Annotated in this window: 16 protein-coding genes; 5 read left to right on the top strand and 11 right to left on the bottom strand. The window is 69.8% G+C overall.

All coding sequences use genetic code 11. The features are described from left to right. From murD to ON43_RS45535, 11 genes are all read right to left on the bottom strand, one after another. The coding region (murD, locus tag ON43_RS11995; RefSeq protein WP_040806910.1) for a UDP-N-acetylmuramoyl-L-alanine--D-glutamate ligase at positions 1–1262 on the bottom strand (1262 nt) is incomplete at its 3' end. 52 nt (positions 1263–1314) lie between these two features. Further along, complete coding sequence (gene mraY / locus ON43_RS11990) at positions 1315–2391, bottom strand: phospho-N-acetylmuramoyl-pentapeptide-transferase (RefSeq protein ID WP_040806908.1); 1077 nt, start codon at positions 2389–2391, stop codon at positions 1315–1317. Next, on the bottom strand, positions 2388–3872 hold the full coding sequence (locus ON43_RS11985) for a UDP-N-acetylmuramoyl-tripeptide--D-alanyl-D-alanine ligase (protein ID WP_040806907.1): 1485 nt from the start codon (positions 3870–3872) through the stop codon (positions 2388–2390). The genes mraY and ON43_RS11985 overlap by 4 nt, the downstream gene beginning before the upstream one ends. Next, positions 3869–5497, bottom strand: coding sequence for a UDP-N-acetylmuramoyl-L-alanyl-D-glutamate--2,6-diaminopimelate ligase (locus ON43_RS11980; RefSeq protein WP_040806905.1), 1629 nt, complete (start codon positions 5495–5497; stop codon positions 3869–3871). The genes ON43_RS11985 and ON43_RS11980 overlap by 4 nt, the downstream gene beginning before the upstream one ends. Before the next feature lie 166 nt (positions 5498–5663). Then, on the bottom strand, positions 5664–7622 hold the full coding sequence (locus ON43_RS11975) for a peptidoglycan D,D-transpeptidase FtsI family protein (RefSeq protein WP_083913342.1): 1959 nt from the start codon (positions 7620–7622) through the stop codon (positions 5664–5666). After that, a complete protein-coding gene (locus ON43_RS44790; RefSeq protein WP_157514008.1) occupies positions 7619–7771 on the bottom strand; it encodes a hypothetical protein in 153 nt (50 codons plus the stop codon). Before ON43_RS44790 ends, ON43_RS11975 begins: the two co-directional genes overlap by 4 nt. Further along, positions 7768–8451 (bottom strand): cell division protein FtsL, encoded by a 684-nt coding sequence (gene ftsL / locus ON43_RS11970; RefSeq protein ID WP_040806904.1) that lies wholly within the window; start codon positions 8449–8451, stop codon positions 7768–7770. Before ftsL ends, ON43_RS44790 begins: the two co-directional genes overlap by 4 nt. A gap of 76 nt (positions 8452–8527) precedes the next feature. Then, positions 8528–9523, bottom strand: coding sequence for a 16S rRNA (cytosine(1402)-N(4))-methyltransferase RsmH (rsmH, locus tag ON43_RS11965; protein ID WP_306304962.1), 996 nt, complete (start codon positions 9521–9523; stop codon positions 8528–8530). Between the two features lie 171 nt (positions 9524–9694). Further along, entirely contained in the window at positions 9695–10126 is a 432-nt protein-coding gene (mraZ, locus tag ON43_RS11960; RefSeq protein WP_033085808.1) for a division/cell wall cluster transcriptional repressor MraZ, read from the bottom strand. A 460-nt stretch (positions 10127–10586) separates the two neighbouring features. After that, the gene (locus ON43_RS11955) at positions 10587–11012 is read right to left on the bottom strand and encodes an SCO2097 family morphological protein (protein ID WP_040806902.1); all 426 of its coding nucleotides are present in this window, start codon (positions 11010–11012) and stop codon (positions 10587–10589) included. Positions 11013–11137: 125 nt separating this feature from the next. Next, positions 11138–11578, bottom strand: a complete 441-nt coding sequence (locus tag ON43_RS45535; RefSeq protein ID WP_040806901.1) for an SAV_6107 family HEPN domain-containing protein — start codon at positions 11576–11578, stop codon at positions 11138–11140. A gap of 231 nt (positions 11579–11809) precedes the next feature. Here ON43_RS45535 and ON43_RS11945 point away from each other — a divergent pair, with 231 nt between their 5' ends. From ON43_RS11945 to ON43_RS11925, 5 genes are all read left to right on the top strand, one after another. Next, positions 11810–12439 carry a GNAT family N-acetyltransferase gene (locus ON43_RS11945; RefSeq protein WP_040806900.1) on the top strand — a complete coding sequence of 210 codons (630 nt, stop codon included), beginning with the start codon at positions 11810–11812 and terminating at the stop codon, positions 12437–12439. Continuing rightward, positions 12436–14070, top strand: a complete 1635-nt coding sequence (locus ON43_RS11940) for a phytoene desaturase family protein (protein WP_051178304.1) — start codon at positions 12436–12438, stop codon at positions 14068–14070. The genes ON43_RS11945 and ON43_RS11940 overlap by 4 nt, the downstream gene beginning before the upstream one ends. A 160-nt stretch (positions 14071–14230) precedes the next feature. Then, a complete protein-coding gene (locus ON43_RS11935; protein WP_051178303.1) occupies positions 14231–15049 on the top strand; it encodes a carotenoid biosynthesis protein in 819 nt (272 codons plus the stop codon). Between the two features lie 51 nt (positions 15050–15100). After that, entirely contained in the window at positions 15101–15817 is a 717-nt protein-coding gene (locus tag ON43_RS11930; RefSeq protein ID WP_218003241.1) for an LppM family (lipo)protein, read from the top strand. Continuing rightward, positions 15814–16962 carry a glycosyltransferase family 2 protein gene (locus ON43_RS11925; protein WP_040806898.1) on the top strand — a complete coding sequence of 383 codons (1149 nt, stop codon included), beginning with the start codon at positions 15814–15816 and terminating at the stop codon, positions 16960–16962. The genes ON43_RS11930 and ON43_RS11925 overlap by 4 nt, the downstream gene beginning before the upstream one ends. Positions 16963–16977: the final 15 nt, after the last annotated feature.

Below are 16977 nucleotides of genomic sequence, written 5' to 3'. Positions count from 1 at the left end.
GGTTCGATCTCGGTGAAGGGGTCACCCATCCGAGCATCGTCCCCCGAATTCAGCTCCACCACCGGGACATCGGGGGCGTGTCGCGCCATTGCGGCCGCGATCACCGCCGCGTCCTGGCCGAAAAGCACGGCCGCGACGAGGTGTTCGCGGCACTCCTCGATCAGGTCCTCGACGCTGGCGCCCTTGAGCTGTCCACCCGNTACCCAGATCACATTCGGGTGGGCCAGGATCGAGGAGCGCGCGGCGTGCGGGTTGGTGGCCTTGGAGTCGTCGACGAATTCGACGCCGGACAGCTCGCGCACGAAGGCGGCGCGATGCGGGCCGACCTTGTGCTCCTGCAGCCCTTCCTTCACGAACTGCGGCGCCACGTCGATGGACCGGGTGAGCGCGGACGCGGCGAGCGCATCGGCCACTCCGGCCGGTCCCTGCGGGCTGATATCGCCGACCTCGGCCAGGATCGCGGCCTTGGTGAAGGCGCGGTCCAGCAGCTTGCCGTCCACCACGCCGAGCTCGCCGTCGGCCGGAACGCCGATGCGGAAGCCGACGGTGCGGCGCGCCTTGGACTTTCGGGCCAGCGCCGCGGCGACCTGATCGTCCAGGCCGACCACGCCGACCCGTCCGGTCAGCGCGCGGGCCTTGGCGGCGGCGTAGGCGTCCAGGCCGCCGTGCCAATCCAGGTGATCCTCGGCCACATTCAGCACCACACCGGCCTCGGGGCGCACCGAGGGTGCCCAATGCAGCTGGAACGAGGACAGTTCCACGGCCAGGATCTGCGGACCCGGATTGCGGCGCAACGCGTCCAGGATGGGCAGGCCGATATTGCCGCAGGCCACCGACGGGATGCCGGCGGCGCGCAGGATCGAGTGCGTCATCTGGGTGGTGGTGGTCTTGCCGTTGGTGCCGGTCACCACCAGCCACTTGCGGACCGGCCCGTAGATGCGGGCCTGGTCCACCCACCACGCGAACTCGACATCGCCCCACACCGGGATGCCCTCGGTGACGGCCGAGACCAGCACCGGGGAGTCCGGCCGCCAGCCCGGGCTGGTGATGACCAGCGCGAAGCGTTGCAGCGCATCGGGTTCGAGCAGATCGTCGGTGGTGGCGGTGCCCAGGCCGAGTTCGGCGGCCTCGGCCAGCGCCTTGCCGCCGCCGTCGGTGACGATCGGTCGCGCGCCGATGTCCTGCAGCGGCTCGATCAGCGAGCGTCCGGAGACGCCCCAACCGGCCACCAGCACGTCACGGCCGCGCAGGAATTCGAGCATGGGCCCCGGTGAACGCAGGACCCTCGGAGAATGTTCGGACATTGCTGCTCACTCACCCTGCCGCAGAGAGGTATTCGCTGTAGAACAGGCCCAGCCCGATCGCCGAGGCCATACCGGCCAGCAACCAGAACCGGATGATCACCGAGGTTTCGGCCCACCCGCTCAGCTCGAAGTGGTGATGGAACGGTGCCATCTTGAACAGGCGATTGCGCGTGGTGCGGAAGACCGCCACCTGCAACACCACTGACGCGGCCTCGGCCACGAACAGCGCGCCGATCACGACCATGAGCAGTTCGGTGCGGGTGGTGATGGACAGGCCCGCGAGCAGACCGCCCAGCATGAGCGAACCGGTGTCGCCCATGAAGATCTTGGCGGGCGCGGCATTCCACCACAGGAAGCCGATGCAGGCGGCGCCGCCGGCGGCGCACACCAGCGCCAGGTCCAGCGGGTCGCGCACGTTGTAGCAGCCCGCCACCGCGTGCGCGGAGCAGGCGTTGCGCCACTGCCAGAAGGTGATGATCATGTACGCGCCGAGCACCAGGGACATGGAGCCGGCCGCCAGGCCGTCCAGGCCGTCGGTCAGGTTCACCGCATTGGACCAGGCCACCACGATGATGCAGACGAACGCCAGGAAGATCACCACGGCCATGGACACCGTATTGATGTCGCGCGTGTAGGACAGGTGCTTGTCGGCGGGCGTGAGGCCGTGGATATTGCGGAATTGCAGTGCCAGCACGCCGAAGACGATGGCCGAGGTGAGCTGGCCGATGTACTTCCCGGCCGCGGTCAGACCCAGGTTGCGCTGCTTGCGCAGCTTGATCAGGTCGTCGAGGAAGCCGACGAAGCCCAGCGCGGTGGCCAGGCCCATGACCAGCAGGCCCGAGGCCGAGGGGCCCGGCTCGCCGTAGGTCATGGAGATCAGGTGCGAGCCGAGGTAACCGGCCCACATGCCGATGATGATGGCGACGCCGCCCATGGTGGGGGTGCCGCGCTTGGCCTTGTGGCTCTCCGGGCCGTCGACCCGGATCTCCTGTCCGAAGCCCTGTTTGGCGAAATAGCGGATCACCACCGGGGTCAGCAGAATCGAAACGGCGAGCGCAATGGCCGCCGACAGCAGGATCTGGGTCATCGCGCGGCCTCCTCGTCCGCACCGATCAGATGCTCGGCAACAGTCCACAGGCCAACGGATTTCGAGGCCTTCACCAGTACCACGGCACCCGGCTCGAGTTCCTCGTCGAGCAGTTCGAGGGCGGACTCGATGTCCGGGACATGGATGGCCTCTTCGCCCCAGGAGCCCTCCTGAACCGCGCCCTGGAACATGGCGCGCACGGGACGGCCCTGGCCGACGACGATGAGCCGGTCCACATCCAGCCGCACCACCAGGCGGCCGATCTTGTCATGCTCGAGGACGGATTCCTCGCCCAGCTCACCCATTTCGCCGAGTACCGCCCAGCTGGGGCGCGGGTCGGAACCGGCCTTGGACATGGTGACGAGCGCTTTGAGGGCGGCGCGCACCGAATCCGGGTTGGCGTTGTAGGAGTCGTTGACGACGGTGACGCCGTCGGCGCGGGTGCGCACATCCATGCGGCGGGCCGAGGCGGCGGTCGCACCGGACAGCGCGGCGGCGACGGTGGCCAGGTCCGCGCCGAGGTTCAGAGCGACGGCGGCCGCAGACAGCGCGTTGCCGACCTGGTGCTCGCCGTGCACGGCCAGCTGGACATCGATGGATTCGCCGTTGGCGTGCAAGGTGAATCGCGCCCGGGCCTGTTCGTCGAGGGCGACATCGGAGGCGCGCACATCGGCGCCTGCGGCCTGCCCGACCGTCACGATGCGGGCCTGCGTGCGCTCGGCCATCTTCGCGACCAGATGGTCGTCGGCATTGAGCACCGCGAAACCGGAGGCCGGAAGGGCTTCCACCAGTTCGCCTTTGGTCTGCGCGATGGCCTCGCGGCTGCCGAACTCGCCCAGGTGCGCGGTGCCGACATTGAGCACGACGCCGACGCTGGGCGGGGCGATCTCGGTGAGCGCCTTGATGTGTCCCGTACCGCGCGCGGACAGCTCGAGCACCAGGAAGCGGGTGTCGGCGTCGGCGCGCAGGGCGGTCCAGGGGTGACCGATCTCGTTGTTGAACGAACCGGGCGGGGCCACAACGGGTCCCAGCGGGGCCAGCGTCGCGGCGATCAGATCCTTGGTGGAGGTCTTGCCGGAGGAGCCGGTCACGCCGACGACGGTCAGCGTGCCCGCGGCCACCAGGCGATCCACGCTCACCCGGGCGAGCTTGGCCAGCGCGTCCAGCACCGCCGCACCCGAACCGTCGGTGTCGTGGGCGAGCGCGATGGCGCGCGTGTTCCCGAGCCGGGGCGCCACCACGATGGCGGGCACACCGACCGGCCGGGCCGCCAGCACCGCGACGGCGCCGCGCTCCACGGCCTGCGCCGCGAAGTCGTGGCCGTCGGCGCGCTCGCCCGGCAGCGCCAGGAACAGGTCACCGGAACCGATGCGGCGCGAATCGAATTCGGCCGCGCCGGTGACCTTCGCCTCGGGGTCGGGGGCGTCGTGCAGCGTGCCGCCGACCACCTCCGCGAGCTCCCGCAAAGTCATCTCGATCATGAATGCGTCAGGTCCCTCGTCTTTTCCGACAGGGCGGCCGCGAGTACCTCGCGGTCGTCGAACGGATGCTTCACTCCTGAAATCTCCTGCCCTGTCTCATGTCCCTTGCCCGCGATCAGCAGCACATCACCGGGTTGCGCCCAGGCGACGGCGGCCTTGATCGCGGCCGCCCGGTCCCCGACCTCCCGGACCTCTCCGCGTTCCGCGTCCGGCACCTGTTCGGCCCCGGCGAGTACCGCGGCGCGAATGGCGGCCGGATCCTCGCTGCGCGGATTGTCGTCGGTAATGATGGCCAGGTCGCTGCCGCGCGCCGCCGCCGCACCCATCAAGGGCCGCTTTGCCGTATCGCGATCACCGCCCGCGCCCACCACTACCGCCAGACGTCCCTCCCCTTGTTCGGCCAACCACGTGCGCAAGGTCGCCACGACCGATTCGATCGCGGCGGGCTTGTGCGCGTAATCCACCACGGCCAGAAAATCCTGGCCCTCATCCACCCGCTGCATGCGGCCCGGGACATCGACGTCCCCGAGCGCCACAGCGGCAGCCTCCGCCTCGACTCCCGCCGCCACGCACACCGCGACGGCGAGCAGCCCGTTGGCGATGTTGTAGGTACCCGGAAGCCGCAGGCGCACATCCACATTGACATCGGGGCCCATCGCGATGAACTCCTGGGTGCCGCCCGGTCCGGCCGTGATGCCGTCGGCCCGCCAGTCGGCCCGCACGCCACCGCCGATCGCGACGGTCCGCAGCCGGGAGTCCGACTCCGGCAGGTCGTCACCGATCTCGTCAGCCAAGCGTCGGCCCCACTCGTCGTCCACGCAGATCACGGAAACGGCCGCCGCCACCGACGGTCGCGGCGACCCGGCGGAATCCGGGCCGTCCGGGATGAACAGGCGTCGCTTGGCGGCGAAGTAATCCTCGAAGTCGGCGTGGAAGTCGAGGTGGTCCTGGGACAGGTTGGTGAACGCGCCGACCGCGAAACGCACACCGTCCACCCGGCCGAGTGCCAGGGCGTGGCTCGAGACCTCCATGACCACCGCGTCCACGCCCTGCTCGACCATGAGCGCGAACATGGCGTGCAGCTGCGGGGCCTCGGGGGTGGTCAGCGCCGAGGGCACCCGGACGCCGCCGATGCGGGTCTCGATGGTGCCGATGAGCGCGGTGCGCAGTCCGGCGGCGGCGAGTCCGGCCTCCACCAGATACGAGGTGGTCGTTTTGCCGGAAGTGCCGGTGATGCCGACGATGCGGAGTTTGCGAGACGGGTCACCGTAAAGGGCGGAGGACAACTCGCCGAGAATGCTCCGGGGCGCGTCGTGCACCAGCACCGGGACGCCGATCTCGCCGATCAGCTCGGCCCCGGCCGGATCGGTCAGGATCGCGACCGCGCCGCGCTCGACGGCATCGGCGGCGAACCGGGCGCCGTGCGAATGCGCGCCCGCGAGCCCGGCGAAAAGATCGCCCGGCTGAACGGCATTCGACCGCTGCTCGATCCCGGTGACCTGGATGTTCTCCAGCCCCTCCGCCGCGGTGGCGCTGCGCGCGCCCGTGAGTTCCTCCACCTGACGCAGGCTGGTCGCTGCGGGGGCAGCGGGCCGAAGCACCTGCGGGCTGGACTGCGCGGGCACGAAGCTCCTCTCCGGGTGACGGTCATATGCAGAAATCGTCCGGCTGACCGGATCGACGTGTCAGGTTACCTGTGTTGGATCGCCGCGCGATCGGCACGGCGCAGTTCGGTCATCCGGCGCGGTGCGCGCCGGTGGCGGCACGGGTCACTACCATCCGATCCCTGCTCTAACTCGCCTGCAGAACCAGCTGTTTGGCGGGCGGCGACGGCGGGATGCGGTCCCGCTGCAGCAGCCACGACGCGATGCTGTGGAACAGCGGCGCGACCGAGCCGCCGCCGCTGCCGTCGGAGCTGCGCACCGGGGCGTCCAGCATCATGCCGATCACGTAGCGCGGATTGTCGGCGGGGGCCATGCCCGCGAAGGTGATCCAGTAGCGGTCACTGGAATAGCAGTGGCACTTCGGATCGACCTGCTGGGCGGTGCCGGTCTTGCCCGCGATCTGATAGCCCTCGATCGCGGCCGGGATTCCGGTGCCGCCCTGGTTGCCGCCGTTGGGGTCCTTCTGCACCACGGCCTGGAACATCTGCCGCAGGGTGCGCGCGGTCTGCGGGCTCACCACCTTCACCCCGTCCGGCGGCTCCTCCTCGGTGCGGGTGCCGTCCGGGGCGACCTTGGCCTTCACGATGCGCGGCGGAATCCGCACGCCGTCATTGGCGATGGCCTGGTACATGGCCGTCATCTGCAGGGTCGTCATCGAAAGACCCTGTCCGATGGGCAGGTTCGCGAAGGTGGAACCCGACCACTGGTCGCGCGCGGGCAGCACGCCCGCGCTCTCGCCGGGCAGTCCCACGCCGGTGCGCTGGCCGATGCCGAACTTCTTGACCATGTCGTACCAGCGGTCCTCGCCGACGCGCTGGGCCAGCATGAGCGTGCCCACATTGGACGACTTACCGAAGACGCCGGTGGTGGTGTACGGCGCGAGGCCGTGCACCCAGGCGTCGTGCACGGTGACGCCGCCCATATTGATGCTGCCCGGAACCTCCAGCACCTCATCGGGATTGGTGACGCCGTACTCGATGGCGGCGGCCGCGGTGACCAGCTTGTTCACCGAGCCCGGCTCGAAGACCTCCTGCACCGACGGGTTGCCCAGGTCGGTGGTGGTCCAGGACTGCGGGTCCATCGAGGGGTTGAAGGTGTTGTCGTTGGCCATGGCCAGCACCTGGCCGGTGTGCACGTCCAGCACCACCGCCGAGGCCGCGCCCGCGCCCGAGAGGTCCTTGGCCTGCTGTACCTGCTGCTGCACGTAGTACTGCAGATCCGAGTCGAGGGTCAGTTCCACGCCCGAGCCGTTGACCGCGGGCTGGCGGTCGCGCCAGGAGCCCGGGATCACCGCGCCGTCGGAGCCGCGGTCGTAGGTGAGCGAGCCGTCGGAGCCGGCCAGCAGCGCGTCCATCGAGGATTCCAGGCCGATCTGGCCGTGCCCGTCCCAACCGGTCGCGCCGATCACATTGGCGGCCAACGCGCCTCCGGGATATTCGCGCATGTCCTGGCGTTCCTGCCCGACCTCCGGGAACTGCAGGCCGATATCCGCCGCGACTCGGGGATCCACATTCCGCACCAGGTACACGAACGGCTCGTCGCTCTTCAGCTTGTCGAGAATGTCCTTCTCGGGGGCCAGCTTGCCCAGCTTCTCGTGCATGTATTTGGCGATGGCCGCGAGCCGGTCATCGGGATTCGGCGCGGTCTTCGGCTTCTGGTCGTGCGCGTCGGCCAATTCCTTGCGCACCCGCACCGGCTGGAAGGTCAACGCCTTCGCCGCGATGGTGAACGCCAGCGATTTCCCGTATCGATCCAGAATGGCGCCGCGGGTCGCGGGATCGGCGATCTTCACGGTCCGCTGACTCGCCGCCTCCGCCGAGAGCTTCGGCGCGGAAACACTCTGCACCCACAGCAATTGGATGGCCGCCACGGCGAGCGCGACCAACATCACCAGCCGCCCCACCCCGAACCGGAATCGGGTGCCCGAATCCAGTCCCGGAGCGGGCCGCGGTCTGGACTGCCGCCCCGGCCCCGAACTCGCCCGCCCAGAAGCACTCCGGCTCCGGGCGGGATTGCCGCGGCCGCGGCCGGAATCCCCTCGGCCCCGGCCTGAATCGCGCCCGCGTCCGGCGCGGCCCGGACTCATCGGCCACCCCGGCTCACCAGCAGCTCACCCGTCATCCCGGCGTGCTTTTGGCCGGGATCCACCGCGACCGTGTGGATTCCGGCCAAAAGCGCGCCGGAATGACCGGGTGCGGCTACCGCGGTGTGCGCGGGTGTCCGGGCATTGGTCACCGCGGTGCCCCGTTCGCCTGGACCTGCGGGTTCTGCGGGGTCGGAGCCGGTGCTGCCGGAACGGGATTCGCGGCGCTGGTGGTCGGCGGGGCGGCGGGGGCCGCCGGGGTGGTGGTCACCGGGACCACGCGATCGGCCTGCGGCTGGCCCGGTTTCGGCGGCTGGGCCGCGGCGGGCGGGGTGGTGTTGAGCGGCGGGGCCGGGCTGCCCTGCGCCGGTTGCGGATTGCCCACCACGATGACCTGGCCGTCGGGGCCGATCAGCAGGCGGGCCGGATCCTTGGCCGGGATCATGCCGAGTTCGGCGGCGCGCTGGGCCAATTCGGGGGCCGAGTCGGCCGCGGCGACCTCGCGCTGCAGGGCGTCGCGCTCATCGGAGAGCTTCTGATTGGCGCGGCGCTGATCGCCGAGCTGATAGGAGTCCTCGGTGGCGCGGGTGGTGAGCAGCAGGGTCAGGGCCAGACCGCAGCCCAGCAGGGCGATGATGGTGGCCACGAACGACATTCGGCCGCGCGGGATGGCGTCGCTGCGCCGGCCGCGGCGCGCGCCCGGGACCTCGGCCCCGCCGCCCTCACGATTGCGGCGGCGGGCGTAGGCGCGTTGCGCCGCACCCGATTTCACGCGTTCGGCGGCCTGCACCCGGCGAGCCCCCCGGCCCGTCGCCTGCTTCTGGATCGTCATAGGGCGGCCCCGCACCCGCGGGACACCGCTCGCCCGATCCCGTAGGGCTCGGCCGGCCGATCCTGCACCCGGAACTTCACGTTTGCGCCTCCCCTGCAATCCGTTCCGCCGCCCGCATGCGCACCGGAGCGGCCCGCGGGTTCTCCTCGATCTCCTGCTCGGTCGCCTTCTCCGCGCCCCGGGTCAGGATCTTGAATTCCGGTCCCATGCCGGGCAATTCGACCGGCAGGTCCAGGGGCGTGCGCGAGGCCGACCGCTTGGCCAGCTCCGCCTTCACCACCCGGTCCTCGAGGGACTGATAGCTCATGACCACGATCCGCCCGCCCGGAGCCAGCGCGTCCAGCGCGGCGGGCAGGGCGGCCTCGAGGGATTCCAGTTCGCGGTTCACCTCGACGCGCAGGGCCTGGAAGGTGCGCTTGGCGGGATGCCCGCCGGTGCGCCGGGCCGCGGCCGGGATGGTGTCGTAGAGCACCTCCACCAGTTGCGCGCTGGTGGTGAACGGGGTGCGCTGGCGACGGCGGACGATCTCGGAGGCGATCTTGCCCGCGAATCGTTCCTCGCCATAGGTTTTCAGGACCCGGGCGAGCTCGCCGTGGCTGTAGGTATTGAGCACGTCGGCGGCGGTGGGGCCGGTGCTGGAGTCCATCCGCATGTCCAGGGGCGCGTCGATGGAGTAGGCGAAGCCGCGCTCGGCCTCGTCCAGCTGCATGGAGGACACACCCAGGTCCATGAGAATCGCGTGGACCGAGGACTTCTCGGGTAGTCCGGCTTGTTCGAGTGCGTGCGGTATGCCGTCATACCTGGTGTGCACCAGGGTGATCCGGTCCTGGAACGGCGATAGTCGCTCCCCCGCCAGCTTCAGCGCGGAGGTGTCGCGATCCAGACCGACCAGCCGGATGTTGGGATAGGTCTGCAGGAAGTATTCGGCGTGACCGCCGAGACCCAGGGTGCAGTCCATATAGACCGCGCCCTCGGAATGCAGTGCGGGACCGAGGATTTCATCGGCGCGGTGCAGGAGAACCGGAACATGGCGGGGGCCGTCATTGCCTCGGTGCACCTGGACCTCCCGGATTTCCTGCCTCACGTTCTTTCGCACGGCCGCCGACGGGTCGCTTGCGAATTGGACCTTCGAAGTTAAGGGGAATGCCCCGTGGTCTCTGACCGAAGCACCGCACCTGGCGTTGGGGAAGTACGTCAGGGTCGGTGTCGGGCAGAGGCCGCAGGGCACTCGCCTCGCTGCGGGCTAGAAGATCCCGCCCAGCGACTCGTCTCTGGCCTGCGAGTAATCCTCCTCGTGCTCGGCGAGGTAGGAATCCCACGCCGTCTTGTCCCATATCTCGAGGAAGTCGACCGAGCCGATCACCACGCAATCCTTGGAAAGGTTGGCGTAGCGGCGGTGTTCGGCCGACAGCATGATCCGGCCCTGTGCGTCCGGACGTTGCTCATCGGAGGAAGCCGCCAAGGCCCGAACGAATGCGCGGGCCTGCGGGTTGGATCGGGATGCCGCCGCGGCTCTCCGCGCGAGCGCGGTGAACTCGTCCTTCGGATACACGGCAAGGCTGTGGTCTTGTCCCTTCGTGACCATCAACCCTCCCGCCAGCTCGTCCCGAAACTTCGCAGGCAACGTCAGTCGCCCTTTGTCGTCCAACCGAGGGGTATAGGTACCGAGAAACAAGCCTCGACACCTCCTGCCGGATCACCCTCTCGACTGTTCGGCCTCCTGTAGTGCGGGCTCCACATTACCCCACTTTCCCCCACTTTCAATCGAAAGCGTCGGTGATCTCGGTCCCCGCTTGGCGAACTTCGCAGGTCACACCAGCTATCACGGTGGTGGGGAAGATTTCGCGCAGTTCCCCCGACACGCGCGACGCGCAGCGGAGAGCACCCGACAACCGCCAGCAAACCCGCAGATAGCGGGCATACCAGGCACGTGTGGGGCGGGGTGGGGAGCACCCGTGGGGAGGTGTGGGGAATCGTGGAATCAGTCCGACACGCCGAAGACGCACCTACGCGAAACGCCGTGGCGCCACACCTGAAATCGGTGTGGCGCCACGGCGTGTCGCGAGTGTTTCAGTTAGTCGACCATGAGTGGCCACCGTGCGGCGCCGAAGCGACTCGGCTGCACGATGACCAGGTCAATTGTCCTGTTCGAACCGCTTGCGGAAGCGGTCCTCCATTCGAGCGGAGAAACCGCCCGGCTTGCGCTGCTTACCGCGCGGGGCACCGGGTGCGCCGCCGGAACTGGGATGCGCGTCGCTACCGCGACTCGCCGGCCCGCCCATGCGGGGGCCACCGATCAGCAACAGCACGCCGGCCGCGAACATGACGACGAACCCGACCAGACTGATGATCGGGAAACCGCCGGGCTTGAACGGTGCGGCGATGCCCGCCACCAATAGGAACAGACCGAGGACGAACAGGGCGGCCGCCTGAAGTCTGCGTCGACCGGTGGCAGAACGTAACCGTCCACCCCGAACAGTCGAGGCGAACTTCGGATCCTCAGCATAGAGCGCGCTCTCGATCTGTTCGAGCATGCGCTGCTCGTGCTCGGAGAGTGGCACGGTACCTCCCCCGGCACTAGGTGGTGGCTGTCGCCTCCGGGTAGACGACGGATAGCCGACCTTGGCGGCTGTCTGCCACCAATAATACGAGTTCGATCAGAGCGCGACCACCTACTCGCCGATACTCACGCCAGCATTCCGTTCACCCACCCTGAACTGGGGCGCAGCCGGGCCGCCGCCGAGAGCAGATCCTCGACGTCATGCAGGAATGCGCCTACCCGCGAAGCGAACTCGTCGGCGCGGCGATCATCAACGGGCCTCGGCAAGCCCGCTTCGAGGGCCGCACGCGTCTCGGACTGCCCGGTGAAGTAGTCCGCCCACATCACGAATTCCGGTGCCGCGCGCTGCATCAGGACCCAGGCGTTGCGAGAACGCGCGCGGGGCGCGCGGTCTGCACCGGCGAGGGCCAGCACCGCGCCCGCGCCGCGCAGGGCGGCGAGGTAGGCGGTGCGGAAGCGCTCCACCGGGTCCAACTCCCCCTGGGCTTGCATCAGCAAGCCGTCGGCCTTGCGCAGTAGGTCGCCGGCGCGGCCGGGATGGCCCTGACGTTCAGTTTTCCCGCTCATTTCGGGTACCTCCCCACTCGCACACCCGATTCGTCTCTATATAAAGGACATCCGGTCCCCATTGGGCACTGCCTTCGACAAGCGGCAGAGCACCCAATGCAAGATCGAACAGGCATTCGAAGGTTTCTCGTGGGTTTGAATATAGAGAGACCCACCGACAAGTTGCGGCGACCGCCGTGGCGCTACTGTCGAATCCATCTGTCCGCGCCAACGGAGAGTTGCGTCCCGCCGATGACCGCAGTCACCCCCAAACCGACACCCGCACCCGTGGTGGTCGACCTGTCGGCCGCGACCCTGCGCCATCGGCTGCACGATGCCCTCGCGGTCTATGTCGCGGCCATGGACTATCCGCGCGGCACCGAACATCAGCGCGCGCCCATGTGGACCGAGCACACCACCCGCCCCGGCTGGCAGGCCGTGGCCGCGGTGCTGCCCGACGACGACGGGCGGCTGGACCTGCGCACCGCGCCCATCGTGGCCATCGCCTACGGGTATCACGGCGCGCCGCACCAGTGGTGGCATCAGCAGGTGTACAGCGGCATGCGGCGCACCGGATGGCCCGAACACGCGGCGCGGGAACTGCTTTCGGACTACTTCGAGCTCACCGAGCTGCACGTGCACCCGGCCGCGCAGGGGCGCGGGCTCGGGGAGATCCTGCTCACCCGATTACTGCAGAACCGGCCCGAGCGGACGGTGCTGCTGTCCACGCCCGAGGTGGAACGGGAGGAGAACCGGGCCTGGCGGCTGTATCGGCGGCAGGGGTTCGGGGATGTGGTGCGGCACTTCATCTTCTCCGGGGACACCCGGCGGTTCGCGGTGCTCGGGCGGCGGCTGCCGCTGTGGCCGGACAAGACCCAGTGAGCAAGCAAGTACCGGTGAGCAAGGCGAATACCGGATCTCGGAGCGTCGTCGTTGTCGGCTCCGGGCACAATGCGCTGGTCGCGGCCTGCTATCTGGCGCGGGCCGGGCATCGGGTGGAGGTGCTCGAGCGCGACACCGTGCTGGGCGGGGCGGTCTCGACGGTCGAGCGGTTCCCGGGGCATCTGGTCGACCGCGGGTCGTCGGCGCACATCATGATCCGGCACACCGGGATCATCGAGGAGCTGGAACTGGCCCGGTTCGGGCTGCGGTACATCGACTGCGATCCTTGGGCTTTCGCGCCCGCGCCGCCGGGCACCGAGCTGCCGCCCATCGTGTTCCACCGGGATCTGGACCGGACCTGCGCGTCCATCGCCGCGGCCTGCGGTGAGCGCGACGCCGAGGCGTATCGGCGGTTCGCGACCGTGTGGGGTCCGCGCAGCGCCCGGGTGATGCGGGCGTTCTCCGGGACGCCGACGGGCGGGCACCTGTTGAAGTCGTTCTGGGGTATGGATCCTCGCGAGGCCGCCGGGGCGACCGGGCGCGCCAGCGGCGGGGCCCTGTCGCGGGAGATGATGCAGACCGGAGACGCGCTGCTGGACAGCCTCTTCGACAGTGAGCGGCTGAAGGCGGCGCTGGCCTGGTTCGGCGCGCAATCCGGTCCGCCCATGTCGGAGCCGGGGTCCGCACCCATGGTGGGATTCGCGGCGCTCATGCACACGCTCCCGCCCGGGCGCGCGGTCGGCGGCAGCGGGGCGCTGAGCTCGGCATTGGTGGCACGCCTGAAATCCGACGGCGGCACCGTCGGCGCCGGGGACGCGGTCACCTCCCTCACCCGGGTGGGCGACCGCTGGGAGGTCCGCACCGAGAGCGGCCGAAATATCCACGCCGACACCGTCATCGCGGGCTGCCACATCCTCACCACCCTGAACCTGCTGGAACACGGCGGTTTCGACGCCGGAGTGATCGCCGACTGGCGTCGCCGCATCCGCGTCGGCCCGGGTATCGGCATGGTGGTCCGCGCGGCCACCACCGCCCTCCCCCACTACCCCGGCGCGGAAACCACCGAATCCGCCCACGGCCTGCAACTTCTCGTCACCGACCGCCGCGACCTGCGCCGCGCCCACGGCGCCGCCCTCGCCGGTGACCTCCCCCCGCGCCCGGTAGTCCTGGCCATGAGCTTCAGCGCCCTCGACCCGACCATCGCCCCCGTGGGCGAACACAACCTCACGCTCTGGTCCCAATGGCACCCCTACGACCTGTCCGACGGAACGAAGTGGTCCGACCACGCCGAGCGTGAGGGCGACCGCATCATCGCCGAACTCGACGCCCACGCACCGGGTTTCGCCGACACCGTCCGCCACCGCTTCATCCAGACCCCCGCCGACCTCGAACGCGAAATGGGCCTGCTCGGCGGCAATGTCATGCACATCGAGATGTCCATCGACCAGATGTTCATGTGGCGACCGCTGCCGGAACTGGCAGGCCAGCGCGTCCCGGGCGCACCCGGTCTCTACCTGACCGGCGCGTCCACCCACCCCGGCGGCGGAGTATCCGGCGCTAGCGGCCGCAGCGCCGCCCGCCTGGTGGAGCGCGATCTGCGCCCTCGCCGCCGACTGCGCCCCCGGCGATGACGACGCCAGCGCTACACGTACCGCCCGCGAATCCCACTGCGCCCGTCCGTCATCCCGGCGTGCTTTTGGCCGGGATCCATGCGAGCAGGCTGGATTCCGGCCAAAAGCACGCCGGAATGACGAGGTGAGCCGCCGCGGCAAGGCCGGACGGACGCGCGTGATGGTGGCGAGGCGGGCGGCGGTGATCGCGGCGGTGCCCGCGGTCGTGCTGGTGTTGGTGCAGATCGCGTATCCGCTGGCGCACGGGGTGGCGCGGGATCGGGTCACGGTTGTGGTCGTGTTGCTGTCGGCCGGTACGGCTTTGGCGCACGCGGTGGTCACGCGGAGCGCGCGGTGGGCCGCAGGGCTGCTGGTGATCGTGTCCGGGATCGGGTTCGGAGCCGAAGTGCTGGGGACCGCGACAGGGTTTCCGTTCGGTTGCTATGACTATGCGAGTGGGCGGCTGGGGCCGGAGCTGTTGGGTGTGCCGCTGGTGGTGCCGTTGGCGTGGACCGGCGGGCTGTATCCGGTGTGGATCGTGGCGGGGATTATGGGTCGTAGTGCAGCGAGCTGGATTTCGCCGGTTGCCGGGCGAATCCTGCTGACCGCGCTCGGGGCCGTCGGATGGGATCTCTTCCTGGATCCGCAGATGGTCGCGGATGGGCAATGGACGTGGCGCTCGACGGTTGCGGGCCTGCCGGGGCTGGGCGCGATTCCGGTGACCAACTATGTGGGCTGGTTCGGGGTAGCGGTGGTGATGGCGGGGTTGCTGGAGTGGTGGGATCGGACGGCTCCGGATACGGGGGCGGCGCGGGTGGTTCCGGTGGGGGTGTTTCTGTGGACTTGGTTGGGGTCGGCGTTGGCGCATGCGGTGTTTCTGGGGTTGCCGGTGTCGGCGGGGTACGGGTTCGTGGGGCTCGGGGTGCTGGGGTTTCCGCTGGTTCGGCAGCTGAGCGCCCGTCGAATCACCCTGGGGGCGGGCGCGCATGGCACGATGTGAGCCGTGCAGCCGAGTCCGATCATGTCGACAGCAGAGGAAACACCCGCGTCAATGCCGGTGAGGCGGCCGCGCCGGTGGGTGCGGATGCTGGCGGTGGTCCTGTTCGCGGGGCTGGCCGTCATGCTGACCGGATGCCTGCGGGTGCAGGTGTCGATGGGCGTGTCCTCCAATGACCGGGTGTCGGGCCGCTTCGTCGCGGCGGCCGTGCCGCAGAACGACAAGGACAAGGGCCCGCAGCTGAAGGCGCCCGACGGATTGCAGTCCAAGGTGCGGGTGGACCCGTACACGCAGGACGGATACGTCGGCAGCCAGGTGTATTTCGACGACCTGTCCTTCGGCGAGGTGCAGCAGCTGGGCGCCATGTCGGATCAGACCTCCGGCATGTTCAACCTGGTCTTCAACCGGGTCGGCGACCTGGTCACCCTGACCGGCCGCGTCGACCTGAAAAGCCTGCCGCCGCAGGGCTCCGACGTGCAGCTGACCGTCGCCTTCCCGGCGCGGGTGGCCACCACCAACGGCACCCGCGAGGGCGATTCGGTGGTGACCTGGAAGCTGCCCGCCGGCGACGTCAGCACGCTGCGCGCGGAAGTCGGCTACGCGGACCCGAATACGCGCTCCTTCGCCGGCTGGGCGGGCATTGTCGGCGGCATCACCCTGGCGGTGGCGGCCGTGGTCGCGGTGCTGGCCTACATGACCCGCAATCCCGATCCGCCGGCCTATGTGCGGGCCGCGCGCTGGCTGCGCCCCGATCGCACCAAGATCCGATGAGTCTCGCGGCGAAGGTGGTCACGGCCGGTAGCGCCGTCGCCGCCTTCGGCGCGGCCACCGCACTCGCGAATCGACTGAGCCTCCGGCGACTTCGGGCCTCCGATACCGAGGTCACCGAGCCGGTCACCGTTCTGATCCCGGCCCGCGACGAGGCGGACCGCCTGCCGGGCCTCATCGCCGATCTGCGCGCCCAGCGGGGTATCGCCGATCTCGGGGTGATCATCCTCGACGACGGTTCCACGGACGGCACCTCCGCGGCCGCGCTGGCCGCCATCGGCGACGACGAGCGATTCCTGGTGTCGCGCAACGAGATCGATCCCCCGGCGGGCTGGACCGGCAAGACCGCCGCCTGCGCCCGCCTGGAGGAGCTCACCTCCGGCGACGACGTGCTGATCTTCCTCGACGCCGATATCCGCCTGGCCCCCGACGCCCTGGCCGCCGCGGTCCGCGAATTGCGTTCGGCGCGTGCCGCGTTGCTGTGCCCGTGGCCGCGACAGCGCGCCGAATCCGCAGCCGAACAGCTGATCCAACCGCTGCTGGGGTGGTCCTGGGCCTCGACTCTGCCTGTCGCCCTGGCGAATCGCACCCTGCTGCCCTCGATGGCCGTGGCGTGCGGCCAATTCCTGGTCTTCGACGCCGCCGCCTACCGCGCGATCGGCGGCCACGCGGCGGTGGCCGACAGCGTCACCGAGGACCTGGCCATCGCCCGCGAACTGCGCCGCAGCGGCAGACGCACCGCCCTGGCCGCGGCCGGTCCCCTCGCCGAAACCCGCATGTACCGCGACGCCACCGAACTCACCGAGGGCTACACCCGCTGGCTGTGGTCCGCGTACGGCGGCCCGGCGGGCAGTCTCGCGGTCGGTTCGGTTGCGGCGCTGGCGTTCTGGGTGCCACCCCTGGCCGCGCTGTTCGGACGCGGACGAACTCGGCGGATCGGCCTGCTGGGTTACGCCGCCGCGGTGTCCGCGCGTCTGCTGGCCCGCTCGACGGAGAACGGCGGGCCGCTCGACGGCGCGGATGTCCGTGCCGCCCTGGCACATCCGGTGTCCGTGGCCGCCTATCTGGCCCTGTCCGCCCGCTCTCACCGCGACCGGCGCGATTCCGCCCTCACCTGGAAAGGCCGCTCCCTCACGCCCACTCGATGATCAGGGCACCGGGGT

This window comes from Nocardia concava NBRC 100430 (assembly GCF_000308815.1).
Lineage (GTDB): Bacteria > Actinomycetota > Actinomycetes > Mycobacteriales > Mycobacteriaceae > Nocardia > Nocardia concava.
The sequence above is the reverse complement of the archived record's forward strand: the minus strand, read 5'-3'. Positions and strand labels throughout refer to the sequence as shown.